The organism is Kribbella sp. NPDC058693 (assembly GCF_042715335.1).
GTDB lineage: Bacteria > Actinomycetota > Actinomycetes > Propionibacteriales > Kribbellaceae > Kribbella > Kribbella jiaozuonensis.
In genome coordinates, this window is record NZ_JBHXSQ010000006.1 from 275,183 (window position 1) to 300,575 (window position 25,393).

A 25,393-nucleotide genomic window follows, 5' to 3' on the forward strand; every position below is an offset into this window, starting at 1 on the left:
CAGACTCGGAGCAGTTTGTCGACCGGTCGTCTGGGGTGGCCGCTGATCAGCCAGGGAGGGCGATCGGCAATGGAGGGGACAGTCAGCGATGTCATCGAGGTCGTGGATGCGAAGGACCTCGTCCGCGTCTACGGCGAAGGCGATACGGCGGTACACGCGCTGCGCGGGGTCGGAGTACGGATCGAACCCGGACAGCTGACGGCGGTGATGGGGCCGTCCGGGTCGGGCAAGTCGACGCTGATGCACATCCTGGCGGGACTGGACCGGCCGACGTCCGGCTCGGTGAAGATCGACGGTATCGAGATCACGACGCTCGGTGACGACGCGCTGACCAAGCTCCGTCGTCAGCACATCGGTTTCATCTTCCAGTTCTTCAACCTGCTGCCGATGCTGACCGCGCGTGACAACATCCTGCTGCCGTTGACGATCGCGGGCGCGAAGCCGGATCCGGAGTTCTTCGACGAGTTGGTCAGCCGGGTCGGCCTGGCCGACCGCCTCGAGCACCGGCCGGCCGAGCTGTCCGGCGGTCAGCAGCAGCGCGTCGCGATCGCGCGGGCATTGGTGTCGCGGCCGACCGTCGTGTTCGCAGACGAGCCGACCGGCAACCTCGACTCCCGGACCAGCGGCGAGATCCTCACGCTGATGCGATCGTCGGTCGAGGAGTACGGCCAGACCACCGTGATGGTGACGCACGACGCGAAGGCCGCTGCGATGGCCGACCGGGTGCTGTACCTGGCCGACGGCGAGATCGTGAAGGAGACCGGCCGGTCCAACCAGCACGAGATCCTGCAGATCATCGACACGCTGGACCTGCAGTGATCAAGTTCGCGCTCCAGGGCCTGCTGGCCCGCAAGCTCCGTACGGCGCTGACCGCGATCGGCGTCGTCCTCGGAGTCGCGCTGATCTCGGGCACGTACGTGCTGACCGACTCGATCACGTCCGCGTTCGACTCGATCTTCACCCAGAACTACAAGAACACCGACGCCGCGATCACCGGCAAGAATGCGTTCGACGCGTCCGAGGACGGGACCGTGACCGCTCCCCCGTTCGACGCCGGCCTGCTCGCGAAGGTGCGCGGGCTGCCCGAGGTCGGTGCGGCCGGCGGTTCGGTGAACGGCGAGGCGCAGCTGATCGGCAAGGACGGCAAGTCGATCGTGTTCGGCGGCGCCCCGAACCTCGGGTTCAGCGTCGACCCCGGGCTGCCGCAGTTCAACTCGCTCACGCTCGTGTCGGGTGCATGGCCCAGCGGTGACCAGGTCGTGATCGACACGAAAACCGCCAAGGAGAAGGGATTCACGACCGGCGACACGATCGGCGTGCAGGCCCGCGGCGCGGCCGAGCAGATGAAGATCTCCGGGCTGGTCGAGTTCGGCGCGGTGTCGTCGATCGGCGGTGCGACGCTGGCCGGGTTCGACCTCGGTACGGCGCAGCGGTTGTTCGACAAGACCGGCAAGCTCGACCAGATCCTGATCGCGACCAAGTCCGGTACCAGCGAGCAGCAGATGCTCGACGCCGTACGGCAAATCTTGCCGGAGGCAACACAGGTCCGAACGGCCGACGAGCAGGCCAAGGAGGATGCGGCCGGTACGTCCAGTTTCCTGAGCTTCCTGCAGACGTTCCTGCTGGTGTTCGGCGGGATCGCGCTGTTCGTCGGCTCGTTCGTGATCGCCAACTCGCTGTCGATCACGATCGCCCAGCGCACCCGTGAGTTCGCGACCCTGCGCACGCTCGGCGCGTCGCGGCGCCAGCTCCTCGGCACGGTGGTGCTGGAAGCATTCGTGACCGGCTTGGTCGCGTCGGTGGTGGGACTGTTCCTCGGGCTCGCGATCGCGACCGGGTTGTTCAAGCTGTTCGACGCGGTCGGTTTCACGCTGCCGAACAACGGGCTGGTGTTCCGGACCCGGACGATCGTGGTCGCACTGATCGTCGGCGTACTGGTGACCGTCGTGGCCAGTCTGCGTCCGGCGTGGCGGGCGACGCGGGTGCCGCCGATCGCCGCTGTCCGCGAGGGCGCGACGCTCGCGCCCGGGCGGCTGAACCGCTATCGGCCGGTCGGTGCTGCGCTGCTCGCCGCGGGCGGGATCGCGCTCGTGCTGGTCGGATTGTTCGCCGATGGGCTGTCGACCAAGACGCTGCTGATCTTGCTGGGCGCCGGGGTGTTGCTGCTGTTCATCGGGATCGCCTTGTTCTCCTCGCGTCTCGTCAAGCCGTTGGCGGCGGTGGCGGATCCGATCGCGCGCTGGTCGGTCGTCGTACTGACCGCTCTGATCTGGCCGTTCGTTCTGGTGCCGTTGTGGGCGATACGGCGACTGTTCGGCCGCCATACGGAGTTCCCCGGCGTACTGCCGGACGGACCGGCCGTGGCGATCGGTGGGCAGAACAGCCGGCGGGATCCACACCGTACGGCGTCGACCGCGGCCGCGCTGATGATCGGGCTGGCGCTGGTCACCCTCGTCGCCACCTTGGGTGCGGGTCTGATCCGGCCGTTCGAGCAGGCGGTCGACGGGATCTTCAGCGCCGACTACGCGATCACCGCGCAGAACAACTTCAGCCCGCTGCCGCCACCGGTCGCCGCGGAGGTCGCGAAGGTGCCGGGAGTCGAGAAGCTCACCAGCGTGCGCGGCGGCCAGGCGAAGGCGTTCGACAAGACGATCACGATCACTGCCGTCGATCCGCAGGCGCCGGAGCTGCTCACGTTCGACTGGCGGTCCGGATCGCAGGCGTCGCTCGGCGAGCTCGGGGCCGACGGCGCGATCGTCGATGCGGCGTACGCCGACAGTCACGCGCTCGTCCTCGGGTCCCGGTTCCCGATGCAGACTGCCACCGGGAAAACCCTGCAACTGCAGGTGAAAGGCGTCTTCCGGCCGCCGGCGGGTGGCTCGCCGTTCGGGAACGTGACGATCTCGACAGCCACGTTCGACGCGACCACTTCGCAGCCGCTGAATCTCTACACGTTCGTCAACATGAGCGGTGGCGTGACCGACGCGAACACCGCGACCCTCAACGATGCCCTGCGGACGTTCCCGAACGCCAAGGCGCTGACACGGGACGAGTTCAAGAAGGCGCAGACCGACAGCATCAAGAGCATCCTGAACGTGCTCTACGTGCTGCTGGCGCTGTCCGTGCTGGTCAGTCTGTTCGGCATCGTCAACACGCTGGTGCTGACGGTCTTCGAACGGACCCGCGAGCTCGGCATGCTGCGCGCGATCGGTCTGACCCGCGGCCAGGTGAAACGGATGATCCGGCAGGAGAGCGTGATCACCGCACTGATAGGCGCAGTCATCGGGATCGTCCTTGGCCTGGTCCTCGCATCACTGCTGGCCGCGCGGCTCGACGAGATCTCGTTCACGATCCCGGTCGCCCAACTGGTGATCTTCGCCATCGTCTCGGTCGTGGTCGGCATCTTCGCAGCCATCTGGCCGGCCCGCCGCGCGGCGAAGCTGAACCCGCTGGAGGCGCTCCAGTACGAGTAGCGTGATCGGCTCCGCTCCGTAGCCGGCTGGACACCTACCGGCTACGTTCGCGAGGGTGGGGGTACTCCTGAGGCAGACAGCCTCGGGAGTATCCGCCCAACAACCCCTCCGGAAGGAACCCCTCATGCGCCGCCTTCCCCGCGCACTGCTGCCGTGCGCGCTGATCGCCGGGCTGCTACTTCCGGCCGCCCCGGCCGACGCCCACCGTGGCGATTTCGACATCCAGGCCCACCGTGGTGGTCTCGGACTCACCGTGGAGAGCACGATCGCCTCGTTCTCACACGGTCTGGAGCTCGGCGTCAGCACGCTGGAGCTCGACGTACAGATCACCCAGGACGGGTACGCCGTTGTCACCCACGACCGGAAGGTCGACGGCAAGAAGTGCCGCGACACCGCGCCGTACACGCCGGGCGACCCGGAGTACCCGTACGTCGGCAAGTTCATCAACACGCTGTCACTGAAGCAGGTCAAGCAGCTCGACTGCGGTTCGCTGCCGCAGGCGAACTTCCCCGAGCAGCAGCCCGACCCGGGCGCCCGCATGCCCGAGCTGCGCGACATCTTCACCCTCGTGCACCGCTACCGCGCGTACGGCGTGAAGCTGAACGTGGAGACCAAGGTCGAGGCCGGCGCGCCGACCGAGACCGCTCCGCGCGAGCAGTTCGTCCAGGTGGTCGCCAGTGAGATCCGCAAGGCGAACATCGCCCGTCAGGTGACGATCCAGAGCTTCGACTGGGGTTCGCTGATGCGGATGCACCAGGTGATGCCGCAGCTGCCGCTGGTCGCGCTGGACAACTTCGACTTCCTGCAGGTCGGCAAGCCGGGCAAGTCGCCGTGGCTGGGCGGTCTCGATATCGACGACTTCGGCGGCGACCCGATCAAGGCGGTCAAGTCCTTCGGCGCTTCGGCGATCTCGCCGGTCGACGGCTTCCCGCAGGGCGGCAAGATCACCGACCCGGCGTTCCGTCCGTACTTCACCAAGGACACCGTGAAGGCGGCACACAAGGCCGGCCTGAAGGTGATCCCGTGGACGGTCGACGATCCGGCCACGATCAAGTGGTTCATCGACCAGGGCGTCGACGGCATCATCAGCGACTACCCGGACCGCGTGCGCGACGTCGTACGGTCCGAAGGGTTCCGCCTCCCGCAGGCGTACGACGCTCCCGCCGTACGGGCGTTGCCCTCGGCGCATGCGCACAACGACTACGACCACCGGCGGCCGTTGCAGGATGCGCTCGACCGCGGGTTCAACAGCGTCGAAGCCGACGTATGGCTGGTCGACGGTGAGCTGCGCGTCGCACACGACCTCGCGGACGCCAAGCCGGGTCGCAACCTGGAGAGCCTGTACCTGAAGCCGTTGGCGGACCGGGTCCGGCAGAACCACGGGCAGGTGTACAGGCACGGCCGGGACTTCCAGCTGCTGATCGACATCAAGAGCGACGGACCGTCGACGTACGCCGCGGTCGATAAGGCGCTGGCGAAGTACCGCGGGATCAGCACGATCTTCGTGAACGGTCGCGTCCATCAGGGTGCCGTCACCTCGGTGATCAGTGGCAACCGCCCGCTGGACGACATGAAGGCCCAGAAGGTCCGGTACGCCGGGTACGACGGCCGGCTGGGCGATCTGCAGTCAGGGATGCCGGCGTCGTTGATGCCGCTGGTCAGCGACAACTGGTCGAACGTGTTCACCTGGCGCGGCATCGGTCCGATGCCGGAGGCCGAGAAGACCAAGCTGCACGACATCGTGGTCAGCGCGCACCACGCCGGCTACAAGGTCCGCTTCTGGGAGACCCCGGACACGCCGGGCGCCGCCCGCGAGGCGCTCTGGCGCGAACTGGTCGCCGCGAACGTCGACTACATCAATACCGACGACCTGCACGGTCTGGAGGACTTCCTGCGCTGACTTCCGTGAGGGCGGTGAAGTCGCCGCCCTCACGGAACGCGTTGCGCTGCTTGATCGCACCGTTGCCGTCGGTGAGTGCGCGCTGGAGTCCGTCATCGACCAACTCCAGTGCGTCGAGCTCCTGCAGGGCTGGTTCGACGTGTTGCCGCAGTCTCTTCAGGAGTTCGGCCACCGGCATCGGTTCGGCGGTGCGAACGTCGACGCCGTTCGCAGTGAGTCCGTCGCGGGCAGCCAGCCAGTACGCGGCCCGCAGTACCTCGGGCTCGAGCTTCGGGCCCTGGCCGCCGTCCTCCAGCGCCGTCATCACCAGCGCACGGGTCAGCGTGGCCAGCAGCACGGTCTCGTCGATGGTCAGTGGTACGTCGCTGACCCGTACCTCCACCGTCGGCAGGTGCGACGACGGGCGGATGTCCCAATAGACCATCCGCTCGTCGATGAGCGTGCCGGCAGCCAGATGCATGCTCACCAGCGCGTCGAAGTGCTCCGGCGACTCCAGGTACGGCGGTGGCCCGGCGCACGGCCACCGGCTCGTCATCAGCCACCGCCAGCTCGCGAAGCCGGTGTCACGACCCAGATAGATCGGGGAGTTCGCCGTGAGGGCCAGGAGCGCCGGGAGCCATGGCCGTACGTGATTGCTGGCTCTGACGGCGGCGTGCTTGTCCGGCACCTCAACATGGACATGGCAACCGCAGACGCCCTGTTCACGCGCCAGCAGCCCCCAGCGCAGCTCCAGCTCCTGGTAGCGCGCCTTCCTGGTGATCGGCTGCGCCGCATCGCCCTGAGGAGGCACTGCGATCGCCAGCAACCGCGCTCCCTCCTCTGCGGCAGCCGCGGCGAGTTTGGCACGCAGATCCGACAGATGCCCCCGCAACTCCGCCGCAGTTGTGCACACCGGTGAGTTGATCTCCACCATGGCGCGCGTCAGCTCCAGCTCTACGTCTGGCAGGTCCGCAACGACTGCCTTGCTGCGTGGCAGTGGATCGCCGGTGGCGGATACCAGCATGAGCTCTTCTTCTACTCCGAACGACGGAACCCTCACGCCGGCCAGGTACCCATGGCCTAAGCTCTCCGGCGTGAGTCTGCCTGTTGTTACCGCGACCCGGTACGTGCTGCCGCTGCGTGAGGGCGGATCGTTGCCAGGTGTTGTCGAGGGCAACGATCTCGGCACCTACGTGATCAAGTTCCACGGCGCCGGCCAGGGCCCGAAGGCGCTGGTGGCCGAGGTGATCGTCGGCGAGCTGTTCCGTCGCCTCGGCCTGCGGGTGCCGGAGCTGAAGCTGATCCAGCTCGACCCGGCGATCGGCAAGTCCGAGCCCGACTTCGAGATCCAGGAGCTGCTGATCCGCAGCGCCGGCCTGAACCTCGCCGTCGACTTCCTGCCGGGCTCCTTCGGGTACGACGGCTCGGCGGGCAACCCCGGTGACGAAGCGATGGCGCGGATCCTGTGGCTGGACGCGTTCGTCGCGAACGTGGACCGGTCGTGGCGCAACACGAACCTGCTGGTCTGGCACAAGAACCTGTGGCTGATCGACCACGGCGCCGCGCTGTACTTCCACCACTCGTGGATGTCCGCGGAGAAGTTCGCCTCGCTGCCGTACGACGCCTCGGACCACGTGTTCTCGGTGGCGGTGCCTGGGGTCGCGAAGGTGGACGCTGAGCTGGCCGCGGCGATCACCCCGGAGCTGTTGACCGAGGTGATCGGGCTGGTTCCCGACGAGTGGCTGGGTGACGGTGACCGGGAGCGGTACCTGGGGCATCTGATGGCGCGGCTGGAGAACCGGGCCGCGTGGGTGCCGGGAGGTGCTCGGTGATGGCACCGTTCGACTACGTCATCCTGCGGGCCGCACCGCGCATCCAGCGCGGCGAGTTCATCAACGTCGGCGCGGTGCTGTACTGCCGGGCGCTGGACTACCTGGGCGCCGGCTGGGACGTGAAGCCGGAACGTCTGAGGGCCTTGGACCCGGCAGTTGACGTGGACGTCGTGTGTGCGTCGCTGGATCAGATCCGCGCGATCTGTGCCGGTGAGCCGGTCGGCGGCCCTGCCGCTGGGACCACGATCAGTGAGCGGTTCCGGTGGCTGGCGGCGCCTCGCAGTACCGTCGTGCACCCCGGACCGATCCACAGCGGGATCACTGAGGATCCCGCTGCGGACTTGGAGCGGTTGCTGGACGCCTTCGTGCGTTAGGCCAGTGCTTCGGACACGACCTCGCGGGCCTGTTCGAAGACCTGCTCCAGGTGTTCGGCGCCCTTGAAGGACTCGCCGTAGATCTTGTAGAGGTCCTCGGTCCCGGAGGGGCGGGCGGCGAACCACGCCGACTCGGTGGTGACCTTCAGCCCACCGATCGCGGCTCCGTTACCCGGTGCCTTCGTCAGCCGGTCCACGATCGGCTCACCGGCCAACTCGGTCGCAGTGACCGCGTCCGCGGACAGGGCCGACAGCTTGGCCTTCTGCTCGCGGGTGGCGGGCGCGTCAACGCGTGAGTACGCCGACGCACCGAAGCGCTCCACCAGCTTCGCGTGGGCCTTTGACGGCGTCTCCCCGGTCACAGCGGTGATCTCACTCGCCAGCAACGCCAGCAGGATCCCGTCCTTGTCGGTCGTCCACACCGAGCCGTCGAAGCGCAAGAAGCTCGCACCGGCCGACTCCTCACCACCGAAGCCGACCGAGCCGTCGATCAGCCCAGGCACGAACCACTTGAAGCCGACCGGCACCTCCCACAGCCGACGGCCCAGGTCACCGACCACGCGGTCGATCAGCGACGACGACACCAGTGTCTTGCCGACAGCGACGTCCGCACCCCACTGGCGGTTGCTGAACAGGTAGGAGATCGCGACGGCCAGGTAGTGGTTCGGGTTCATCAGTCCGGCGTCCGGCGTGACGATCCCGTGCCGGTCGGCGTCCGCGTCGTTCCCGGTCGCCACGTCGTACTTGTCCCGCTGTGCGACCAGCGACGCCATCGCGTACGGCGAGGAGCAGTCCATCCGGATCTTGCCGTCGTGGTCCAGCGTCATGAACGACCAGGCCGGATCGATCCGCGGGTTCACCACGGTCAGGTCGAGACTGTGCCGCTCGGCGATCGCGGACCAATAGTCGACACTCGCACCGCCCAGCGGGTCGGCGCCGATCTTCACGCCGGCATCCCGGATCGCGGCCAGGTTGAGCACCGACGGCAGGTCGTCGACGTAGTGCCCGACGAAGTCGTAGTCCCCCGCCTGCTGACGGGCCTGCTCGAACGGCGTACGGCGTACCTCGCGGTTGCCGCCCGCGATCAGCTGGTTGGCGCGATCGGCGATCCACTTGGTCGCGTCGGAGTCGGCCGGACCACCGTGCGGTGGGTTGTACTTGATGCCGCCGTCGCGCGGCGGGTTGTGCGACGGCGTGATGACGATGCCGTCCGCGTCCGCGCCGGCGCCGCGGTTGAGCCGCAGGATCGCATGCGAGACCGCAGGGGTCGGCGTGAGCCGGTCCGCGCTGTCCACGAGCGTCTGTACGTCGTTGCCGGCCAGCACCTCGAGCACCGTGCGCCAGGCCGGCTCCGACAGGCCGTGACTGTCCCGTCCGACGAGCAGCGGCCCCGTCGTATCCTGACCGGCCCGGTACTCGCAGACGGCCTGGGTGATCGCCAGGATGTGTGCCTCGTTGAAGGCGCCGTCGAGGCTCGAGCCGCGGTGCCCCGACGTACCGAAGACGACCTTCTGGGCCGGATTGTCCACGTCCGGCGTGATGTCGTCGTACGCCGCCAGCATGGCGTCGACGTCGACGAGGTCCTCGGGCTGAGCGGGCTGGCCTGCGCGTGGGTGCATGACCACATGCAACCACAAGAGCATCACTGACCGTACGGCGTGAGCAGCTGGTCCACGGGCGCGAAGTCGTCGGTGAGCACGGGCCCGTCGCTGGTCGGCTGATCCAGGAACTTCATCCCCGGCTCCAGCCGGCTGCTGATCGCCGGTACGTCGAGCGGACGGTCGGATGCGATCAGCACGAAGTTCCCGCCACTGCCGTTGGTCCGCACGATCTCCCCGACGTACGGGAACACCGCCTGCACGGTCTTGACCTCCGCCTTCGCGAACCGGGCCGGCCCGTGGTCGATGACGTTGATCAGGTAGATCCCGTCCGGCCGCAGCACCCGGCGTACGTCGGTGATCAGCTCGCGGGTGGTGAGGTGCCACGGCACGGACTGCCCGCTGAACGCGTCCATGATGACCAGGTCCTGGCCGTCCGTCGCTTCATCGCGTACGCCGAGCCGCCCGTCCTTCACCGTCACCGCGAGGTCCGGTCCGGTCCGTACTCCGAGCTCCTTCTTGTCGAGCTCCACCACCGCCGGGTCGATCTCGTACACCTGGTGCTTGCTGCCCGGCCGGGTCGCGGTCAGGTACCGCGGCATCGTCAGCCCGCCACCGCCCACGTGCAGAACGTCGAGCGGCTTCTCGGCCGGCCAACTGCCGTTGATCGCCGCTGCGAAGTTCTTGATGTACTCGAACTCCAGATAGGTCGGATCGTCCAGATCGACGTACGAGTGCCGCAGCTGGTCGAGGTACAGCGTCCGTCCACCCTCACGACTGGGGTCCGCCACCACCCGGGCGCAGTGGTACGCCGTCTCGACCTCGCACGGACGTGGCGCGACAACGGTCAGAGTGGCGCCGATGACTGCCAGAGCGACCGGCTTAATCGCTGCCTGCACACCGCGCAGCATGAACGTCAGTGCGGCACCGGCGACCACCAATGCGGCGCCCAGCGTCAGGATTATCGTGCTGATCGGGACGGTAGCGACGAACACGAATCCGGTCAGCACAGTGCCGACGATGCCGCCGACCGTCGCGTACGCGGACAGTCTGCCGACGACAGTGCCGGTCTGCTCCAGAGTGGACAGCCGCAGCTTGGTCACCATCGGTGTGACGGCCGCCAGCAGCGAGGCGGGTGCGAAGAGCGTGACGGCGAGGACGAGGAACACCATGTCGTTGGCGAGCGCCTGGCCGGTCCACCGCACCACCGGGAGGATCAGCATCACCAGTGCGCCACCGAACAGGATCAGCGGGCCTAGCGTCCGCTGTGGCGGCACCACATCGGCGAACTTGCCACCGAGGGCCGCACCGGTCGCGATCGCAGCCAGTGCGACCCCGATGACCGCAGTGTTCGTCTCCAGCGTCAGTCCGATGTACGGCGCGACCAGCCGGAGCGACACGAGCTCGAGCACCATCACGGCGGCGGAGCTCCCGAACGCCAGTGCAATCGCCAGCTTCTGACCGACCGGACCAGCTTCGCCCTTGCCCATCGCGTCACCCTATCGGTGCAATGTAGACGTGATGGACCCAACGAGAAGTGCGGAGCTGTACCACGCCGGGCGCGAGCGGATGGCGGACGCGGTCCGCGACCTCAGCGTGGACGACCTCGATCGCCAGGTGCCCGCCTGCCCGCAGTGGAGCGTGCACAGTCTGGTCTCGCACCTGACCGGAGTGGCGGCCGACTTCGTGGTCGGAAACGTCGTCGGTGCACCGCGTCCGCCGTGGACCGCAGTACAGGTCGAGAGGCGTCGCAACCTACCGATGGCCGAGGTGCTGGACGAGTGGGCGACTGTCGGCCCACAGCTGGAGAAGCTGATCGTCGACGGCACCACCTCACACCCGCTGGTCTGCAACCCGTACGTGGACGCTGCAGTCCATGAAGCCGACCTGCACGGAGCCATCGGCAGCGGGCGCCCGCCGACCGAGCTCCGGCTGGCCACTCTGGACTGGATGCTCGACGAGCCGGGTCCGTTGACCGTCATCACCCCGGACGGCACCTATTCGGCCGGCTCCGACGGTCCGCCCACTGTGGCGCACACCAGCTCCTACGAACTGTTCCGGGCCATCTTCGGGCGCCGCAGTACCGCGCAGATCCTGGAGTGGGAGTGGGACTCACCGGAGCACGCCATGACCTGGAGCAGAGAGCTTGCCATCCTCCCGCAGACGTCGGTGCCGTTGAACGACTAGACCTCGTCCAGCCGGGCGATGAGGGTCTTCGGAGCGATCTGGCGGAAGGCGTTCTCGACCAGGTCCTCGAAGTGCTCCCAGTCGACATCCACGTCCAGGTACACCCCAAGCCAGCCACGGTGCCCGACGTACGGCGGCCGGTAGAAGTGCACCGGGTCCTCGGCGACCAGTGCCTCCTGCACACCGGGTGGCGCTGCCATCCACACACCGAGGCGGTCGTCGTGGTGGTGATCGGCGTACATCACGAACACCTTCTTGTCCCGCACGAACCAGGTCGGCTCGCCATGACTCGGCCGCTCGGTCGCCTCGGGCATCGCCAGGCACAGGCGGCGTACGCGTTCCAGGACGTCCATCGCCCTAGTGTCGCGGACCCGGGGTCACTACGCCTGCCTCGTAGGCATAGACGACCGCCTGGGCACGGTCGCGCAGGTCCAGCTTGGTCAGGATGTTGCTGACGTGTGTCTTCACGGTCTGCTCGGCCAGCACCAGTTCGTCCGCGATCTGCCGGTTGGACAGCCCACGAGCAACCAGCCGCAGTACGTCGGTCTCCCGTGGCGTCAGGTGCACCGGAGTGATCGGTACGACGGGTTGCGCCCGCGCGAAGTCCTCCACGAGCCGACGGGTGACGGACGGGGCGAGTAGCGCATCGCCGGCGGCCACGACCCGTACTGCGGCGGCCAGCTCGTCCGGGGTGGAGTGCTTCAGCAAGAACCCGCTCGCACCGGCGCGGAGAGCGGCGTACACGTAGTCGTCGAGGTCGAACGTCGTCAGCATCACGACCCGCGGCGGCTCGCCGGGCGTCGAGTCGGCCAGGATTCGCCGGGTTGCGGCGAGGCCGTCGAGGACCGGCATGCGTACATCCATCAGGATCACGTCCGGCTTCAGCTCAGCGGCCAACTCGACCGCCTGGGCGCCGTCACCAGCTTGTCCGACAACCTGAAGATCCGGCTGCGCGTCGAGCAGGGCGCTGAACCCGGCCCGCACCATCTCCTGGTCGTCAACCACCATGACCGTGATCGCCACTCGCCACCTCCTGCCCGACCGGAATGATCGCCTGCACCAGATAACCGCCTTCCGGGGTCGGCGCAGCGCTGACGGTCCCCTCCACGAGCGCCACCCGTTCACGCATCCCGGTCAGCCCATGCCCACTACCCGGCGCCGGCGTAGGACTGCCCGGCGGCGGCGTAGGACTGCCCGGCGGCGGCGCGTTCTGCACAGTCACCTCTAGCTCGTTGCCAGCGTGTTTGACCGACACCTGAACCGCTGCGTGCGGCGCATGCCGGACCGCATTGCTCAGCGCCTCCTGCACGACCCGGTACGCCGTGAGCTCGGCCGTCTCGTCGAAGCCCGTCGGCACCTCACCGATCAGCCGCACGTCCGCACCGGCCCGGCGTGTGCTCTCGACGAGGTCAGCCAGCTCCGCCAGCCCAGGCTGCGGGCCCAGCTCCCCCATCGGCGGTTGCTCGACCGGCTCGCGCAGTAGCCGCAGTACTCGACGCATCTCCGTCAGCGAGACACGTGCCGCGTTGGCGATCTCGGTGAACTCCACACGGACGTTCTCCGGTACGTCGGCCAGCCGGTGCGGCGCACTGTCCGCGCGTACGACCACAACGGACAGGTGATGCGCCACGACGTCGTGCAGCTCGCGAGCGATCCGGGCACGCTCCTGCAGACGCTCACGCTCGGCACGCTCGGCCTTGGTGATCGTCTCCTGCTCGGCCAGCCGCCTGTTCGTCTGACCACGCGTGTGGATCAGGTCGCCCACCACGACCGCCACTGCCGACAGCACTGCCATGGTGATCAGCCCGCGCCAGCTACCGCGGTCCGGCGCCAGTTCGACGGCCACCACACCCACGGCTTGGGTCGCCACCCACCACCCGACCTGCTCGCGCCGGCCGAGTCCACGTGCGCCGGCGATCGCGACGACGAACGAGTGACCGAACGCCGCCGTCGTACCCCATGGCCACGGTTCGCTCGAGCTGACCGGCGTCGTCACTGCCGCGGTGACGGCCGTGGTGACGAGTGAGACCAGCAACGCCGCCCGCGGCCGCAGCCACGCCAGGCCCAGGGCCAGCGCCCGCGCCATCGCGAGCGCCAACACGGCCCCGAGCTGTACTTCGTAGTGCTGGCCGAGATCCATGACCGTGAGGACGAGCAGCGCCGCGACCCCGAGCGCCGCACCCCATGCCCACCGCCCGCGCGGCCACTTGTTCACGGATGGACCCTACTCACAACTGCTCGATCCAGGACCAGAAGAACGCCAGACCGCCGGCCGCCAGCACAATAGTTGCCGGAAGCACCCACTTCCGCGCCGCCAGTCCGTACAGCGGCAGCACCAGCTGAGCGTGCAGCGCAGCGATACCCCGCAGTGCGAACAGGAACACAACGATGCACGGTACGGCGATGAGCCCGTGCGCCGTCCACGCGCCGGCCCGCGTCGGCCCGCCCCACGTACCGGGCTCGATCGGGCCGTGGTCGACGAAGCCCCAGAACGGTCCGCGCACCACGGCCGTGACCGCCAGCATCATCAAGAACCAGCTCATCAACCCGAGCACCGCACTGATCAGCCCGTACCCGAACACGACACCGGGCTCACCACCTCGATCTGTGCCGACAACATCGCGCCGCCCGAGTCGGTACGTCGCGAGCCTGCGCCAGCGCTGCCCAGCCGCCTGCGGTTCCCCGACCATCGCGTCCGCCAGCGTCTGCGCACTCACCGGCGCCAGCAACGCGTCGTACGCCAGCGTTCTCCCCAGCGACCTCGCCAGCCGCCGCATCCTGCCGTCCACCGGCTTCGCGTCCGCCCCGCGGCGGGTGAGTGTGTCCGTCATCGTGTCTCCTCAAGTCTCAGGTCCTGAGATCGAGGCTAGGAATCGGACGCTCCCGGCACATCCAGCCGGAGAGCCAATCGGCGATCAGTACCCCGGTAGGGGGTCAGTTGTGATCTAGGTCACAGTGACCACGATGCGTGTCGCGCCGTTACACGGTCAGTGCCGGACGGCGTACGGCTTGCTGGGCTGCCCGACGGCACGAGCGGCGAGGCCGCGCCCAACAGGAGGTACTGGACACCATGCGCATGCGGAACCTGGCGGTGGCCGCCACGCTGATCCCGGTTTTGCTCGTCCCCGGCTGCGGCACCGACGCCGGCGTCGCCAACGCGGCACCCGCCGCCCAGAAGGCGGCCCGGCCGAGTCTCACCGACCAGGCCGCAGCAGCGGCCGGCTCCGACGACCCGGTGGTCAACGCGTACTACGCGTACCGGATCGCACTCGACGCGATGATGCGCAGCGGCGGCGGGAAGACGACGCAACTGCAGCAGGTGATGACGCCGAAGATGTACCAGGCGATCAGCGTGCAGGCGAAGTACTTCCGGACGAAGAAGCTGCACAACACCGGCGCCACGAAGGTCCTGTGGGCGCAGCGGACCATCGCATCGAACGGCGTCATCGTCAGCGCCTGCTACGACACCTCCGCGGCCCGCACGGTGAACTCCCGCGGCCACTCCGTCCTCCCGAACACGACGCCGACCCGCTGGCTGGACCAGATGCGCGTCCTCCCCCAGCAGTCCCGCTGGATCGTCGACGGCGGCACGACCACCCCGAACGCCTGCTGATTCGTCCCAGTGCGATCACGATCGCGCGCCCCTTGGATTCCGCTTACCAGCGCCGGGAACACTCACCGCTGAGTGCCGGCTAGGTCGAGGGGTCCACCTGATGATCGACACGAGTTTCCGACGTTGGCTGCCGACATGGTGCGGCGGCCGTCGTACGCCGGAGTCCTTCCGGCGGACGAGCTCCCGCGTCAGTCGTCTCGCCGTCCAGTACGACGCCGAGGTCGACGCGGCGCTGCAACGCCTGTGGCCGAAGGCGCGGATCTACCACGACCGCGAGTTCACCCGGGACCGCGCGGACTTCCTGCTGGTGGTGCGCGGCCGCGGCGTGATGATCGAGACCAAGGTGAAGAGCGACCCCGGGCTGTTCCACGGCTCCACGCTCCCGCCGCTGCTCGATCGCCTCCAGCGCGACGGTCGGCGTCTCGTCGTACTGCTCAATCAGGGCGACCCGACGCCCGCCCGCGACCTGGTCACCACCAAGCTCGGCGACAAGGGCCGCATCGTCGTCTGGTCCGGCCCGCACCACGACACCGAACTCCGCGAGGCCGTCGAGTCCCTGCTGCACCAGACGAGTCGCCACGCCTGAAAACATCAGTGGGTGCCGCCGAAAGGCGACACCCACGCCTCTGAGCAGAGTGGAGATCAGGCGTTCTTGATCGCCGAGACCTCGAGCTCCAGCGTGACCTTCTCGCTGACCAGTACGCCGCCGCCCTCGAGCGCCGCGTTCCAGCTGACGCCGAAGTCCTTGCGGTTGATCACGACCGAGCCCTCGAGGCCGACGCGCTGGTTGCCGAACGGGTCGGTCGCCGCGCCGGTGTACTCGAACGTCACGTCGACCGGCTTCGTCACGCCGCGGATGGTCAGGTCGCCCGACACCACGAACTCGCCGTCACCGCTCGGCTTGACCGAGGTCGAGGAGAAGGTGATCTCCGGGTGCTCGTCCATCGCGAGGAAGTCGTTGCTGCGCAGGTGCTCGTCGCGCTGCCCGTTGCGGGTGTTGATGCTCTTCGCCTGGATCGTCACGGTGCCGGACGAGTTCGCCGGGTTCTCGCCGTCGATGTGGAACGAGCCCTCGAACTCGTCGAACGCCCCCCGCACCTTGGTCACCATCGCGTGCCGGGCGCTGAACCCGATGCGGGTGTGCGCCGCGTCGAGCGTGTAGTCGCCGGACAGTGCGGCGTACTCGTTGGACATCGCGGATTCCTCCAGAGGACTAGTTGAACTTTACACAGTACAGATTTCACCTTTGACGCTCAGAAGTCCACCCCCCACCCGGCGTGTTCATCTGCTGGACCCGTCGGGGCCGGAGAATGGGACCCGGTCGAGGAGAGAGTGGGGTTCGGTGGAGCGGAAGGTGTTCTGCGCGTCGGGACCGAGTGACGTCTACCGCGCGGTGAGTACGTCGCTCGGCCGGGAGCGGTTCTGGGCCACGTCGGCGCCGGAGTCGGGTGGGGTGATCTCGTTCGTCCTCGCGGACGGACGCGCCGGCGAGTGCCGGATCGACGAGGCGGTCCCGGACGAGCTCTACCGGTTGCAGTACTTCGGCCGCACGCTCACGTTCACGCTGGCCGCCGGCGAGACTGGCGGCACCGAGCTCACGCTCAGCTCGGACGATCCCGCCGACGGCGCCGAGGTCGTCTCGCTGCTGCTCCGGCTGAAAGCGTCGGTCGACTTCGGCGTCGACCTGCGCAACCACGACGAGACCCGGACCGCGTCGTACTCCGACAGCTGACCGTTGCCCCAAGCAACAGAGTTAATCGGTTGCGGCGGCCGGGCGACACCAGGTCTGATAGGTGGCCGGAGAAACTGGAGGACCGTCGTGGAACCGCTCAGCGGCGACGAGATCAGGCGCTCGTTCGTCAATTCGACCAAGAGCCAGGTGAAGGCGATCGCGCTGCCGGCGCGGTTCACCGAGCTGCCCTGGGAGTCGCTGGACTTCCTCGGCTGGCGAGCCTCGAAGGCACCGAACCGGGGCTATCTGGTGGTACGCCGCGACGGCGGGGTGACCGGGATAGCGGTCAGCACCCAGACGTCGGGAGCCGCCCGCCGGTTCGCCGGACTGTGCGACCTGTGCAACACCGCGCACCACGTCAGTGACGTCGCTCTGTTCGCCGCCCGCCGGGCCGGTTCGGCCGGCCGCGAGGGGAACACCGTCGGCATGTACATGTGCGCCGATCTCGCCTGCTCGCTGTACATCCGCGGCCTGCGCGAGCTCGACCTGCCGCAGGGCGAGACCGCCACCCCGGAGGTCCGGGCCGAGCGACTGACAACCCGTCTGGAGAGTTTCGTCCGACGCGTGCTCAGCTGAGGTCTCGGGACACTACGCTGGTTCCCACTATCGGCCCGCATGAGGACAAGGGAGAGCGAGTCGCGATGACCGAGTTCCGCATCACGCACGAGATCCACCAGACACACCCGGACATCCGCGAGAAGCTCACCGCCACCACGATCGAGGCGATCAACGAGTCCAGCGCCCGGTCGGCCGAGGACGCGGCCCGGGTGCTGCGGCACAAGCTCGCCGAGATCGGCGTCCAGATGAGCGAACCCGCCTGTCTGTCCGCGATCGAACGCATCCGCTCCGGTAAGCAGCTTCGCTTCGAGATCGAGCCGCTGCCCGACGAGGACGACCTCGCGTAGCCGCCGGATAGGGTGCCGGGTGTGCACCTCGAGGAACTTGGCCGACGGATCTACGCGACAGCCCACCTGACCGGGGAGTTCGTCCTCCGGTCCGGACAGAAGACAGCGGAGTACTTCGACAAGTACCGGTTCGAGGCCGATCCGGTACTGCTGGACGAGGTGACCGCGGCGATGGTCCCGCTGATCCCGGCCGGGACCGAGGTGCTGGCAGGTCTGGAGATGGGCGGCATACCGGTCGTGACCGCACTGGGCCGTCACACGGGGCTACCGTGCGCGTTCGTCCGCAAGGAGGCGAAGCCGTACGGCACCTGCCGCCTGGCCGAGGGCGCCGACATCGAGGGACGGCGCGTGACGATCGTCGAGGATGTGGTCACCACCGGTGGTCAGATCGTTCTGTCCACCAACGATCTGCGCGCACTGGGCGCGACGATCACTGACGCGCTCTGCGTCATCAACCGCAATGCCACCACGCCGGCTCCACTCACCGAGGCCGGGCTGACCCTCCACGCCCTACTGAACCCCGAGCACCTGGTGCCCACGGCCTGACATCACCCCGCCCTGCGCTCGCCCTGGCGCTCGTCGCGGCGCTCGTTCTGGTGTGCGTCGGCTGGGATGAGTCTGCGGAAGTCGTCGACCGAGATGATCGGGACGCCGAACTCCCGAGCCGCCCGCGCCTTCACCGACAAGCTGTCGACATCGGCGGCCACCACGAACGTCGTCTCAGGCCGGACCGCCTCCTGCGGCACGAACCCAGCCGCGACCGCCCGGTCCCACCACACCTCGCGCGGCTCGACCATGTCACCGGTGAAGACCATCGTGCTCCCCGGCGGAAACCCGCGTGCCCCAGGACGATCGGGTACGACGTACCGCCCGGCGCTCGCCCGGAGCAGCGCCTCGTCGACATCGGTCGCGCGACGCCCGAGCATGACCGCGACCCGGTCGACATCGTTCCGCTGATCGGGCGTGATCGTCCCGTCTCCCCAGGACGCGGTCGCGAGCGCAGCGACATACCAGCGGTGAAGGCTGTCGACCTGCGGACGGGTCAGACCCAGCTCGGTTGCCACCTGCACCAGCTGATCCGCATCTGCCGCCGTGATCTCCCGGTTGGCGAGGATCGTGTCGAGCAGCACCAGGTACGAGTCGGCCTGCGGCGGCACCGGAACGCGGGGCAACTGGTCTACGAGCCGACTCATCCAGCCATGACGACCACCGGCGTGCACCGGACGAACGGTCGGCGCGACGTCCGTCCCCGGCAACGCAGGCCAGGGCAGGCGGCGGACCTCTTCGTAAGCCCACTGCCACGGCGGCGGTGACGGAAAAGCCTTCAGATAGCGGGAAAACAGCTCCGCGGTCGCTCGCGTGTCGGCCATCGCCGAATGCCAGCCTTCGATCGAGATGCCTGCCGCCGCGCAGCAGGCACCGAGCGTCCGCTTCGCGCCCGGATAGAGATAGCCCGCCAGCGCCATAGTGCACATCGACCGCTCGGTGATCAGCGGAACCGCGACGCCCAGGCGCGCGAACTCCGCGCGCAGGAAACCGAGATCGAACTCGACGTTGTGCCCGACAACCATCCGCCCGGCCAGCAGTTGGCCCAACTGCCGCGCGATATCCCCGAACTCCGGCGCCGCCAGCACGTCGGCGGTCAGAATCCCGTGGATGTGCTGCGGACCCAGGTCACGTTGGGGATTGAGCAACGTCACCCACTCGTGCTCGACCTGCCCACGCGCGTCCAGGAGCACGACCGCGATCTCGATGACCCGATGCCGATGGCTCGGCAGCAAACCGGTCGTCTCTGTGTCGATGACGGCATACATCCCCGGGCCTCCTCCGGCTCGATGACCGACTGGAACAACCCAATCACACGCCGCCGACAGTTTCCGGCCCGTCAGGTTTCCGGAAGGTCGACGGCAATCTCGGCGCCGAGCTTCGCACCGTGCGCGAGATTGAGCTCGTCCCCGCTCCAGAACCGTCCCGGGTCGTACCAGTTCAGCCGCCGACCGCTCCCCAGCAACCCCATCGCCTCGTACGTCACCGCGACCACTTCGGCGCAGTACGCCGACTCCAGCTCGAGCTCCCGAGATCCACGCCGGAACGCCGGCACCCGGCCACGCACCCACCTCGACGCAAGCCGTGCCGTCGACGGGAACGGCGTACCGTCCAGCCGCGCCACGGTCCGCAGTACCGCGTCCTCCATCTCCCGCGTGACGGGGTGATCGAGCTGCCGCAACCAGGCCTGCTGACCGTACTTGCGACCCCAGACGAGCACGGCGTCGCGTAGGTCGTGCAACTGCACCCCGCGGTGATGCGTCCCGGTCCACACGTCCTCCAGCGAACGGCCGAGCTCCGCGTGCCACATCAGCGGCGGGAGATCCTCGACCACGACCGCCATTCCGACGTGGTTGACCGGGCTGTTCGTGGTCAGTTGGATAGCGCGATCCGCCGCGCTGTCCCCGCGGAACAGCCAAATGTCACCTGTTCGTGTCAGTTCCGTAGCGTCATCCAGTGAAATCCGGCTGTTCACGTCGCTAGGTTAGTCGTCATGAAGGTATGGAAGGTGGTAGGACTTGCGGGGCTCGTCGGCGTGGCCGCAACGGGCGTAGTCATCGCGCGGGGCGAGCGGAAGCGCCGCGCCTACACGCCGGAAGAGGTGCGGGACCGCCTCAAGACCCGGGTCAAGGAAGCAGCGAACGCCTGACTTCCCGGCCGGGCGGACGGGACACGCCGTAACTCGGTGGTACGGCGCTGATCCCGCCTGCCCGGCCGAACTCGTTGCAGCACGCAACCTCTAAAGGTTGTGGAGGGCAACGTCTTCCAGCCGGCCGGCGGTGATCGTCGCGGTCTGGTAGGTGCAGTACGGCTGGCTGCGCCGGTCCGTCGGCGACCCCGGGTTCAACAGCCGCAACCCGCCTGGACTCGTCGTGTCCCACGGGATGTGACTGTGCCCGAACACCAGCAGATCGACTCCCGGGTACGCCGCTTCGCAGCGCGCCTCGCGCCCCTTGGCCGAACCGGTCTCATGCACGACGGCAATCGACAGCCCGTCCAGCGTCACCCGCGCGACCTCAGGCAGCCGCGCCCGCAACTGCGGCCCGTCGTTGTTGCCCCAGCACCCGATCAGCCGGGTCGCACGAGCTTCCAACTCGTCCAGCAATCCGACGCTCACCCAATCGCCCGCATGGATGACCACGTCGGCACGCTCGATCGCCTCCCACACCGACTCCGGCAGCTTCTTCGCCCGAACCGGCAGGTGAGTGTCCGAGATCAGCACGAGGCGCATGCGCCTACTCTCTATGCCCCCAGTGCCTCGATCAACTCCTTCTCCTTCGCCGGGCTCAGCCCGGCGCGTCGCTCCCGCTCCAGACCGAGCTCCCGCTCCCAGGCGAGCGCATCCTCCAGGAACTCCCGGCGTGGCCGATGCGTCAGCCCGGCTGCGGCTGCCGCGGCACCGCTCCGCGACGACCAGCCCTCGTACCCGGGCTCGGTCAACCACATCGCCAGCGACTCCGGCCCCATGTACTGCCCGACCTCCTGCTTCTCCAACCACTCCCGCGGCGCGAGCACGACCGGCCCGGTGTGACCGCCCACCTCGCGCGCCAACTCGATCCAGTCGCCGAACGGCACCAGCGGACCGCGGGTGTCGAACGTCCCCGTCCGGCCCTCGGTCGCGTTGTCCAGCAGCCAGCCGGCCAGATCACGGACGTCGATCACGGACGTCGCCAGCTCGGGCGTGTCCGGCACCAACATCGGCTCCTCCGGCGCACGCGCCGCCCGGGCGACCCACGTCCCCGATCGGTCGCTCCGGTCGCCCGGCCCGCCGATCAGCCCGGCGCGGGCGATCACGAGCCGATCCCCCACCACCTCCCGCGACGCGAGCTCGCTGGCGACCTTGGCCTCGCCGTACAGCTCCTGCTCCACCACATCCAGCTCGGTCGGCTCCCGCAGTACTGCGGTCTCGTCCGCGCCGGGCGTGTCGTACGTCGCGTAAGCGTTCACCGAGGACACGTACGTCCAGTGCTTCGCCCGGGCACCGAAGGCGGCCAGTGCACCCCTCACGAACCCTGGCTGCCAGGACACCTCGAACACGGCATCCCAGTCGCGAGGCGGGACAGCGTCGTACGCATCCGGGCTGCTGCGGTCGACCGCTATCAGGCTGGCACCGTCTGCGATGGCGCCGCTCTCGCCGCGTGCCACGCAGGTCACCGAATGTCCGCGCGCGACTGCCTGCGCAGCGATCTCGCGACCGAGCCACGCCGTACCACCGAGGATGAGAATCTCCATGTGGGCAAGCCAATCAGGCCCGACCGACAAAACCCAGACACCTCTGCCGAGGGCAGAAACGGCGCGTGATCCGCTGCCCGCGTCAGGTCACCGTAACCGGTCGGGCCTTGCCAGCCAGGCGATCCAGGCGCACTGTCGAAGGAGACATCCAGGGGTGAGTGTCACAACACAGGGGGAGAAATGGCTGGTTTCGTTCAGATCATCGAGTACCGGACGTCGAAACCGGACGAGATCAAGGCGCTGATGGACGACTACAGCGCCAAGCGCGAAGCCGAGGGCGAGGGGCCCGCGCCGGTCCGCGGTATCACCTGCGCCGACCGGGACGAGTCCGGACGGTACTTCGCGATCGTCGAGTTCGCCTCGTACGAGGACGCGATGGCGAACTCCCGGCGGCCCGACACCACCGAGTTCTCGGCGCAGATGATGGCGCTCTGCGACGGACCCGGGAAGTTCTACAACCTCGACCTGACCGAGGAGATGAACTACCGCTGACCGGTCCCGGCCCAGGCGTATCGCGAGTCCGCCTGGGCCGGTACCGCGCCGGGTACGGCGTACGCCGCCTCGCCGAGGCGTACGCCGTACCTGGGCCACGCCCGGTGCCGGGAGGGGAAACGGCACCGATGCGCGCTGTGGGCAGCTCGGGTCCGCGGCGCCGGATCCGTTCTGCGGGTCACTGACTGGTCAGCGAAAGACTCGGTACGACGTCCACGCGGACGGCGGCGCGGCGCCATGCTTGCGGCTGAACGCACCCTCGGGCCCGAAGCCCCGGTCGGTGCCGAGGTCGCCGTCCGAGTGGAGCGGGTCGGGGTCCTGCGGCTCGGGCGCCGAGTGCAGGTCCGGCCAGGGCCGCGGCGGTAGGGACTCGCGGGGCGGCAGCTTGAGGTCGGGATCGGGACCCCGTTCCGGGTCGAGCCATTCGACCTCGGTGGCCCCGTTGTGACCGTGGATGGCGATGACGGACTCGATGCCGTCCCACACGGTCGTGGTCGGATAGTCGCCGTACCAGCGCAGCGCGACGGCTCCGTCGGTGAACTGCACTCCCTCGGCGACGGGCCCGGTGCCACTGACACCGGAGACGTCCTGATGACGGATCAACCGGAAACGACGGGAACTCATTTCGGCGCTACCTCCCAGAGCCGCTCCCCCGGCAACTTCCGCTCCGGACCGGGATCCTGGTCCGGCACCGGCTCGCTCGTCACCCGCAACCCGGCGAACCTGCGCGACATGGCCGCGGCGTACCGCTCGGCCAGCTCGGCCTCGGCCCGGTAGTCGGCAACCACATGGTCCCCGAACCAGACCCGCACCCGCCGCCGCTCCACCCGGACCGCAGCCGGGTGAGGATCACCACCGTCAGCCATCTCAATGCACCCGACACCGAGTCGAGCCGTTTCCCATCAGCGACCTCGCAACAAAACCCTTCACGTCAATCACTTCCACTTCCCTGTGGGGATGGGTTCACAGGTAGTGACGGCCACCTCAGCCGTTCATGACGCAACTCCCGAGAAAAATCTCACACCCCGTAAGGACCCCGCTCAGCCGACGACCCACGGGCGCCAGGTGGCGAGATCGGGGTCGTCGAGCGTCGTACCCGGTTCGAAGGTGTGGGTTCCGCGGCCGGGCAGGTAGGCCGCGACGAGAAGCTCCACGTTGTGCGACAAGAGGGCCGGCACCTCACCGAAGGCCCCGACCAGCAATTCGAAGGCGAGCCGAGCCTCCTCCGCCTGTGCGGGCTTCCGGTTGCGAGCCTGGACGTCGACAACCAGCGGATAGTGATCCATGGCCTGCACTTCGTCGGGCTCCGGCTGGAAGGTGTTCGGCCCGATGTAGAAGCCGACGATCTCGTCGAACGTCCGCGCTCGGCCCTTGTACTGCAACTCACCGGTCTCGCCCCGCAGGTCCCCGTTGAACTCCAGGCCGAGCACCTCCGCCACCCGTCCGGCGGCCTCCTCCAACGACCCCTGCATCGACAGAAAGATCTCATCGCTGTCAGCCATCAGTTCTCCCTCGCATAACTCACCAACCGACCGTCACCAAGAATCACCTGCACCATGCTGGCCACCCTCGAGCCCGGCTGACTGGAGGCCCGCCGAAACGCTCGTTCCGCATCCTCCTCCGACAGCCCGATCCGGCGTCCGTCGATGACCACCTCGCCATCGGTTCCCGACTGCCCGCTGCCGCGGTTCATGTTCCGCTTGACCGCGCTGTTCTTCAGGCTCGTCGGCGTCTTGAACTCGACGACCACTCCGCGGCTCGACGCGGACCTGCGCACCATGACGTCGGGATTCTTCTGGTGCTGCCGGGTGTGGTCGGCAGGTCTGACATCGACGCGCCAGCCCTCCTCGGCGAGACGTTCTGCGATGACCAGCTCGTGTGGCTCGAAGGTCTCGTCCGGACCGTAGAGGCCGGGCTCGAAGTCGACGTCGAGCGGTCGGGCGTCGAAAGCCGGGTCGAAGTCGACGGTGGGGAGGTCGGGGAGGTCGATGTCGACGACTAGCGGTTGGCGGCGGGGTTCTTCGGGGTAGTCGAAGGTGGCCGAGACCTCGTCCGTGGTGATGGTGAGAGTGGCGTGTTGCCACTTCTTGTTCTCGTCCTCGGCCATGGACTCGAGGAGGTTCTTGACGGCCTCGGTGAGGTCTACCTCGATCTCGTGGTCCTCGAGGAGGTGGGCGTTGCGTTTCTCGTCATCTTTTTCGTTGCGTTCTTCGAATTCGATCTCGCCGGTCTCGAGGACGGTGATCTCTATCTCGAGCGGTTCCTGCTCGTCGCGGTCGTCGTCCTTCTCGTGGGCCTTGCGGTATTTCTCGAAGGCCTTGCGGGAGACGGTGATCAGTGGGGGTTCGTTGTCTTCGGCAACTTCTAGGTCTTCGTAGCTGAAGGTGAGGCGCTTGGTCCGGCCGAGGGAGTCCAGGTCACCGGAGCCGCTGGTGAGTTTGTTGCGGTCGGCGGAGTCTGACGAGGGACGGTTCGTTGACGGGCCCGCCGTACCGACCAGGCCCTCGGCCCAGCCTCGCGCCTTCGGGGGCGCCATCGAGAGGTAGTGGGCGGCGGCCTCGCACGCTCGAGCGGCGGCGTCGAGTTGCTGGGCCGCGACGGTTGCCTGGCCGCGGGACGCGATCAGTGCGAGCTGGGCGTTCTCACGGCACCGTACGGCGGTGCGCTGGAGCTGCTCGACCACGCGCGGGATCTCGTCGAAACAGTCGACCAGACCGCGCGCGACCCGCTGCAGCTCGGACGGCAACGGAGTCAGATCTGGTCGGCGTAGTTCTTGCAGCCGGCCGAGGCGATCTCGAGGGCCTCGGCGGCCTGTTCGACGGCCTTGCTCGCGGCCTCGAGGATCTCGGTGATGTCGCGATCGATACCGGTCGCGGTGCCCGCGATCAGGCTCTCCACCAGCTGGCTGTGCTGGGTGAAGCGGAGCTTGAACCCGGCCAGGCCGCCGGCTGCCTGCTTGGCCTCCATCGAGACCTGGTGCAGCTGTTCCTTGAGCCGCAGTACGTCGGACACCTCAACCCACTCCCAAAC

General features: G+C 68.1%; 31 protein-coding genes. 14 read left to right on the forward strand and 17 right to left on the reverse strand.

The window, feature by feature from the left end; translation table 11 throughout:
• The first annotated feature begins 69 nt into the window (after positions 1–69).
• The 3 genes from ACFWUU_RS38430 to ACFWUU_RS38440 all read left to right on the forward strand — a co-directional run bounded on the left by ACFWUU_RS38430 (position 70) and on the right by ACFWUU_RS38440 (position 5,373).
• Entirely contained in the window at positions 70–819 is a 750-nt protein-coding gene (locus tag ACFWUU_RS38430; RefSeq protein WP_137257700.1) for an ABC transporter ATP-binding protein, read from the forward strand.
• Complete coding sequence (locus tag ACFWUU_RS38435) at positions 816–3,473, forward strand: ABC transporter permease (RefSeq protein WP_380183310.1); 2,658 nt, start codon at positions 816–818, stop codon at positions 3,471–3,473. Before ACFWUU_RS38430 ends, ACFWUU_RS38435 begins: the two co-directional genes overlap by 4 nt.
• Positions 3,474–3,597: 124 nt before the next feature.
• The gene (locus tag ACFWUU_RS38440; protein ID WP_380183312.1) at positions 3,598–5,373 is read left to right on the forward strand and encodes a glycerophosphodiester phosphodiesterase family protein; all 1,776 of its coding nucleotides are present in this window, start codon (positions 3,598–3,600) and stop codon (positions 5,371–5,373) included.
• On the opposite strand, the gene ACFWUU_RS38445 is transcribed toward ACFWUU_RS38440, so the two are convergent.
• A complete protein-coding gene (locus ACFWUU_RS38445) occupies positions 5,330–6,412 on the reverse strand; it encodes a glutamate--cysteine ligase (protein WP_380183314.1) in 1,083 nt (360 codons plus the stop codon). The two genes, ACFWUU_RS38440 and ACFWUU_RS38445, sit on opposite strands and share 44 nt — an antisense overlap.
• A 34-nt stretch (positions 6,413–6,446) precedes the next feature.
• On the opposite strand from ACFWUU_RS38445, the gene ACFWUU_RS38450 reads away from it, so the two are divergent.
• Both ACFWUU_RS38450 and ACFWUU_RS38455 read left to right on the forward strand, forming a co-directional pair.
• Positions 6,447–7,184, forward strand: a complete 738-nt coding sequence (locus tag ACFWUU_RS38450) for a HipA family kinase (RefSeq protein ID WP_380183317.1) — start codon at positions 6,447–6,449, stop codon at positions 7,182–7,184.
• The gene (locus tag ACFWUU_RS38455) at positions 7,184–7,558 is read left to right on the forward strand and encodes a DUF3037 domain-containing protein (protein ID WP_380183320.1); all 375 of its coding nucleotides are present in this window, start codon (positions 7,184–7,186) and stop codon (positions 7,556–7,558) included. The genes ACFWUU_RS38450 and ACFWUU_RS38455 overlap by 1 nt, the downstream gene beginning before the upstream one ends.
• Here ACFWUU_RS38455 and pgm read toward each other — a convergent pair.
• Both pgm and ACFWUU_RS38465 read right to left on the reverse strand, forming a co-directional pair.
• Entirely contained in the window at positions 7,555–9,177 is a 1,623-nt protein-coding gene (pgm, locus tag ACFWUU_RS38460; RefSeq protein WP_380183322.1) for a phosphoglucomutase (alpha-D-glucose-1,6-bisphosphate-dependent), read from the reverse strand. The genes ACFWUU_RS38455 and pgm overlap by 4 nt on opposite strands.
• Before the next feature lie 23 nt (positions 9,178–9,200).
• Positions 9,201–10,646, reverse strand: a complete 1,446-nt coding sequence (locus tag ACFWUU_RS38465) for a fused MFS/spermidine synthase (RefSeq protein ID WP_380183324.1) — start codon at positions 10,644–10,646, stop codon at positions 9,201–9,203.
• 31 nt (positions 10,647–10,677) lie between these two features.
• On the opposite strand from ACFWUU_RS38465, the gene ACFWUU_RS38470 reads away from it, so the two are divergent.
• Positions 10,678–11,343: a maleylpyruvate isomerase family mycothiol-dependent enzyme gene (locus ACFWUU_RS38470; RefSeq protein ID WP_380183326.1), complete on the forward strand. Its 666-nt coding sequence runs from the start codon at positions 10,678–10,680 to the stop codon at positions 11,341–11,343.
• On the opposite strand, the gene ACFWUU_RS38475 is transcribed toward ACFWUU_RS38470, so the two are convergent.
• The 4 genes from ACFWUU_RS38475 to ACFWUU_RS38490 are packed head-to-tail and all read right to left on the reverse strand — an operon-like array spanning position 11,340 to position 14,174.
• The gene (locus ACFWUU_RS38475; protein ID WP_380183328.1) at positions 11,340–11,696 is read right to left on the reverse strand and encodes an MmcQ/YjbR family DNA-binding protein; all 357 of its coding nucleotides are present in this window, start codon (positions 11,694–11,696) and stop codon (positions 11,340–11,342) included. The two genes, ACFWUU_RS38470 and ACFWUU_RS38475, sit on opposite strands and share 4 nt — an antisense overlap.
• A gap of 4 nt (positions 11,697–11,700) precedes the next feature.
• Complete coding sequence (locus ACFWUU_RS38480) at positions 11,701–12,366, reverse strand: response regulator (RefSeq protein ID WP_380183330.1); 666 nt, start codon at positions 12,364–12,366, stop codon at positions 11,701–11,703.
• Positions 12,341–13,558: a sensor histidine kinase gene (locus ACFWUU_RS38485; RefSeq protein ID WP_380183332.1), complete on the reverse strand. Its 1,218-nt coding sequence runs from the start codon at positions 13,556–13,558 to the stop codon at positions 12,341–12,343. Before ACFWUU_RS38485 ends, ACFWUU_RS38480 begins: the two co-directional genes overlap by 26 nt.
• 13 nt (positions 13,559–13,571) lie before the next feature.
• Positions 13,572–14,174 (reverse strand): hypothetical protein, encoded by a 603-nt coding sequence (locus ACFWUU_RS38490; RefSeq protein WP_380183334.1) that lies wholly within the window; start codon positions 14,172–14,174, stop codon positions 13,572–13,574.
• Between the two features lie 239 nt (positions 14,175–14,413).
• Here ACFWUU_RS38490 and ACFWUU_RS38495 point away from each other — a divergent pair, with 239 nt between their 5' ends.
• Together ACFWUU_RS38495 and ACFWUU_RS38500 are read left to right on the forward strand one after the other, a co-directional pair.
• A complete protein-coding gene (locus ACFWUU_RS38495) occupies positions 14,414–14,956 on the forward strand; it encodes a hypothetical protein (protein ID WP_380183336.1) in 543 nt (180 codons plus the stop codon).
• A 100-nt stretch (positions 14,957–15,056) separates the two neighbouring features.
• Entirely contained in the window at positions 15,057–15,542 is a 486-nt protein-coding gene (locus ACFWUU_RS38500) for a hypothetical protein (RefSeq protein WP_380183338.1), read from the forward strand.
• A gap of 56 nt (positions 15,543–15,598) precedes the next feature.
• Here the strand turns inward: ACFWUU_RS38500 and ACFWUU_RS38505 are convergent, their stop codons facing one another.
• Positions 15,599–16,150, reverse strand: a complete 552-nt coding sequence (locus ACFWUU_RS38505) for a YceI family protein (RefSeq protein ID WP_137257714.1) — start codon at positions 16,148–16,150, stop codon at positions 15,599–15,601.
• A gap of 148 nt (positions 16,151–16,298) precedes the next feature.
• Here ACFWUU_RS38505 and ACFWUU_RS38510 point away from each other — a divergent pair, with 148 nt between their 5' ends.
• The 4 genes from ACFWUU_RS38510 to ACFWUU_RS38525 all read left to right on the forward strand — a co-directional run bounded on the left by ACFWUU_RS38510 (position 16,299) and on the right by ACFWUU_RS38525 (position 18,139).
• A complete protein-coding gene (locus ACFWUU_RS38510; RefSeq protein ID WP_380183340.1) occupies positions 16,299–16,688 on the forward strand; it encodes an SRPBCC domain-containing protein in 390 nt (129 codons plus the stop codon).
• 87 nt (positions 16,689–16,775) lie between these two features.
• Positions 16,776–17,264, forward strand: coding sequence for an FBP domain-containing protein (locus ACFWUU_RS38515; protein WP_380183342.1), 489 nt, complete (start codon positions 16,776–16,778; stop codon positions 17,262–17,264).
• Positions 17,265–17,329: 65 nt separating this feature from the next.
• Positions 17,330–17,593: a hypothetical protein gene (locus ACFWUU_RS38520; RefSeq protein WP_137257717.1), complete on the forward strand. Its 264-nt coding sequence runs from the start codon at positions 17,330–17,332 to the stop codon at positions 17,591–17,593.
• A gap of 21 nt (positions 17,594–17,614) precedes the next feature.
• On the forward strand, positions 17,615–18,139 hold the full coding sequence (locus ACFWUU_RS38525; protein ID WP_380183344.1) for an orotate phosphoribosyltransferase: 525 nt from the start codon (positions 17,615–17,617) through the stop codon (positions 18,137–18,139).
• Positions 18,140–18,141: 2 nt separating this feature from the next.
• On the opposite strand, the gene ACFWUU_RS38530 is transcribed toward ACFWUU_RS38525, so the two are convergent.
• Positions 18,142–19,407, reverse strand: coding sequence for an exonuclease domain-containing protein (locus ACFWUU_RS38530; protein WP_380183347.1), 1,266 nt, complete (start codon positions 19,405–19,407; stop codon positions 18,142–18,144).
• A 71-nt stretch (positions 19,408–19,478) separates the two neighbouring features.
• On the reverse strand, positions 19,479–20,114 hold the full coding sequence (locus ACFWUU_RS38535) for a hypothetical protein (protein WP_380183350.1): 636 nt from the start codon (positions 20,112–20,114) through the stop codon (positions 19,479–19,481).
• Positions 20,115–20,132: 18 nt separating this feature from the next.
• Between ACFWUU_RS38535 and ACFWUU_RS38540 the strand changes: the two genes are divergently transcribed.
• Positions 20,133–20,288: a hypothetical protein gene (locus tag ACFWUU_RS38540; RefSeq protein ID WP_165546543.1), complete on the forward strand. Its 156-nt coding sequence runs from the start codon at positions 20,133–20,135 to the stop codon at positions 20,286–20,288.
• Positions 20,289–20,378: 90 nt separating this feature from the next.
• On the opposite strand, the gene ACFWUU_RS38545 is transcribed toward ACFWUU_RS38540, so the two are convergent.
• Positions 20,379–20,870, reverse strand: coding sequence for a metallophosphoesterase family protein (locus tag ACFWUU_RS38545; protein ID WP_380183352.1), 492 nt, complete (start codon positions 20,868–20,870; stop codon positions 20,379–20,381).
• An 11-nt stretch (positions 20,871–20,881) separates the two neighbouring features.
• Positions 20,882–21,871 carry an oxidoreductase gene (locus tag ACFWUU_RS38550; protein ID WP_380183354.1) on the reverse strand — a complete coding sequence of 330 codons (990 nt, stop codon included), beginning with the start codon at positions 21,869–21,871 and terminating at the stop codon, positions 20,882–20,884.
• 180 nt (positions 21,872–22,051) lie between these two features.
• On the opposite strand from ACFWUU_RS38550, the gene ACFWUU_RS38555 reads away from it, so the two are divergent.
• Entirely contained in the window at positions 22,052–22,363 is a 312-nt protein-coding gene (locus ACFWUU_RS38555; protein ID WP_380183356.1) for a hypothetical protein, read from the forward strand.
• Positions 22,364–22,552: 189 nt separating this feature from the next.
• On the opposite strand, the gene ACFWUU_RS38560 is transcribed toward ACFWUU_RS38555, so the two are convergent.
• From ACFWUU_RS38560 to ACFWUU_RS38580, 5 genes are all read right to left on the reverse strand, one after another.
• Positions 22,553–22,987: a hypothetical protein gene (locus tag ACFWUU_RS38560; RefSeq protein WP_380183357.1), complete on the reverse strand. Its 435-nt coding sequence runs from the start codon at positions 22,985–22,987 to the stop codon at positions 22,553–22,555.
• Entirely contained in the window at positions 22,984–23,229 is a 246-nt protein-coding gene (locus ACFWUU_RS38565) for a hypothetical protein (protein ID WP_137257724.1), read from the reverse strand. The genes ACFWUU_RS38560 and ACFWUU_RS38565 overlap by 4 nt, the downstream gene beginning before the upstream one ends.
• Before the next feature lie 174 nt (positions 23,230–23,403).
• Positions 23,404–23,865: a hypothetical protein gene (locus ACFWUU_RS38570; protein WP_380183359.1), complete on the reverse strand. Its 462-nt coding sequence runs from the start codon at positions 23,863–23,865 to the stop codon at positions 23,404–23,406.
• Entirely contained in the window at positions 23,865–25,109 is a 1,245-nt protein-coding gene (locus ACFWUU_RS38575; RefSeq protein ID WP_380183361.1) for a hypothetical protein, read from the reverse strand. The genes ACFWUU_RS38570 and ACFWUU_RS38575 overlap by 1 nt, the downstream gene beginning before the upstream one ends.
• A gap of 5 nt (positions 25,110–25,114) precedes the next feature.
• Positions 25,115–25,375 (reverse strand): hypothetical protein, encoded by a 261-nt coding sequence (locus ACFWUU_RS38580; protein WP_130388988.1) that lies wholly within the window; start codon positions 25,373–25,375, stop codon positions 25,115–25,117.
• Between the last annotated feature and the right edge of the window lie 18 nt (positions 25,376–25,393).

What these genes read in the sequence shown, in the direction of transcription:
- ACFWUU_RS38430 (WP_137257700.1), top strand. Translation starts at nt 70, where the DNA reads ATGGAGGGGACAGTCAGCGATGTCATCGAGGTCGTGGATGCGAAGGAC.
- ACFWUU_RS38440 (WP_380183312.1), top strand. Translation starts at nt 3,598, where the DNA reads ATGCGCCGCCTTCCCCGCGCACTGCTGCCGTGCGCGCTGATCGCCGGG.
- ACFWUU_RS38455 (WP_380183320.1), top strand. Translation starts at nt 7,184, where the DNA reads ATGGCACCGTTCGACTACGTCATCCTGCGGGCCGCACCGCGCATCCAG.
- pgm (WP_380183322.1), bottom strand. Translation starts at nt 9,177, where the DNA reads ATGCACCCACGCGCAGGCCAGCCCGCTCAGCCCGAGGACCTCGTCGAC.
- ACFWUU_RS38465 (WP_380183324.1), bottom strand. Translation starts at nt 10,646, where the DNA reads ATGGGCAAGGGCGAAGCTGGTCCGGTCGGTCAGAAGCTGGCGATTGCA.
- ACFWUU_RS38470 (WP_380183326.1), top strand. Translation starts at nt 10,678, where the DNA reads ATGGACCCAACGAGAAGTGCGGAGCTGTACCACGCCGGGCGCGAGCGG.
- ACFWUU_RS38475 (WP_380183328.1), bottom strand. Translation starts at nt 11,696, where the DNA reads ATGGACGTCCTGGAACGCGTACGCCGCCTGTGCCTGGCGATGCCCGAG.
- ACFWUU_RS38490 (WP_380183334.1), bottom strand. Translation starts at nt 14,174, where the DNA reads ATGACGGACACACTCACCCGCCGCGGGGCGGACGCGAAGCCGGTGGAC.
- ACFWUU_RS38495 (WP_380183336.1), top strand. Translation starts at nt 14,414, where the DNA reads ATGCGCATGCGGAACCTGGCGGTGGCCGCCACGCTGATCCCGGTTTTG.
- ACFWUU_RS38500 (WP_380183338.1), top strand. Translation starts at nt 15,057, where the DNA reads ATGATCGACACGAGTTTCCGACGTTGGCTGCCGACATGGTGCGGCGGC.
- ACFWUU_RS38505 (WP_137257714.1), bottom strand. Translation starts at nt 16,150, where the DNA reads ATGTCCAACGAGTACGCCGCACTGTCCGGCGACTACACGCTCGACGCG.
- ACFWUU_RS38520 (WP_137257717.1), top strand. Translation starts at nt 17,330, where the DNA reads ATGACCGAGTTCCGCATCACGCACGAGATCCACCAGACACACCCGGAC.
- ACFWUU_RS38530 (WP_380183347.1), bottom strand. Translation starts at nt 19,407, where the DNA reads ATGTATGCCGTCATCGACACAGAGACGACCGGTTTGCTGCCGAGCCAT.
- ACFWUU_RS38540 (WP_165546543.1), top strand. Translation starts at nt 20,133, where the DNA reads ATGAAGGTATGGAAGGTGGTAGGACTTGCGGGGCTCGTCGGCGTGGCC.
- ACFWUU_RS38545 (WP_380183352.1), bottom strand. Translation starts at nt 20,870, where the DNA reads ATGCGCCTCGTGCTGATCTCGGACACTCACCTGCCGGTTCGGGCGAAG.
- ACFWUU_RS38550 (WP_380183354.1), bottom strand. Translation starts at nt 21,871, where the DNA reads ATGGAGATTCTCATCCTCGGTGGTACGGCGTGGCTCGGTCGCGAGATC.
- ACFWUU_RS38555 (WP_380183356.1), top strand. Translation starts at nt 22,052, where the DNA reads ATGGCTGGTTTCGTTCAGATCATCGAGTACCGGACGTCGAAACCGGAC.
- ACFWUU_RS38560 (WP_380183357.1), bottom strand. Translation starts at nt 22,987, where the DNA reads ATGAGTTCCCGTCGTTTCCGGTTGATCCGTCATCAGGACGTCTCCGGT.
- ACFWUU_RS38565 (WP_137257724.1), bottom strand. Translation starts at nt 23,229, where the DNA reads ATGGCTGACGGTGGTGATCCTCACCCGGCTGCGGTCCGGGTGGAGCGG.
- ACFWUU_RS38570 (WP_380183359.1), bottom strand. Translation starts at nt 23,865, where the DNA reads ATGGCTGACAGCGATGAGATCTTTCTGTCGATGCAGGGGTCGTTGGAG.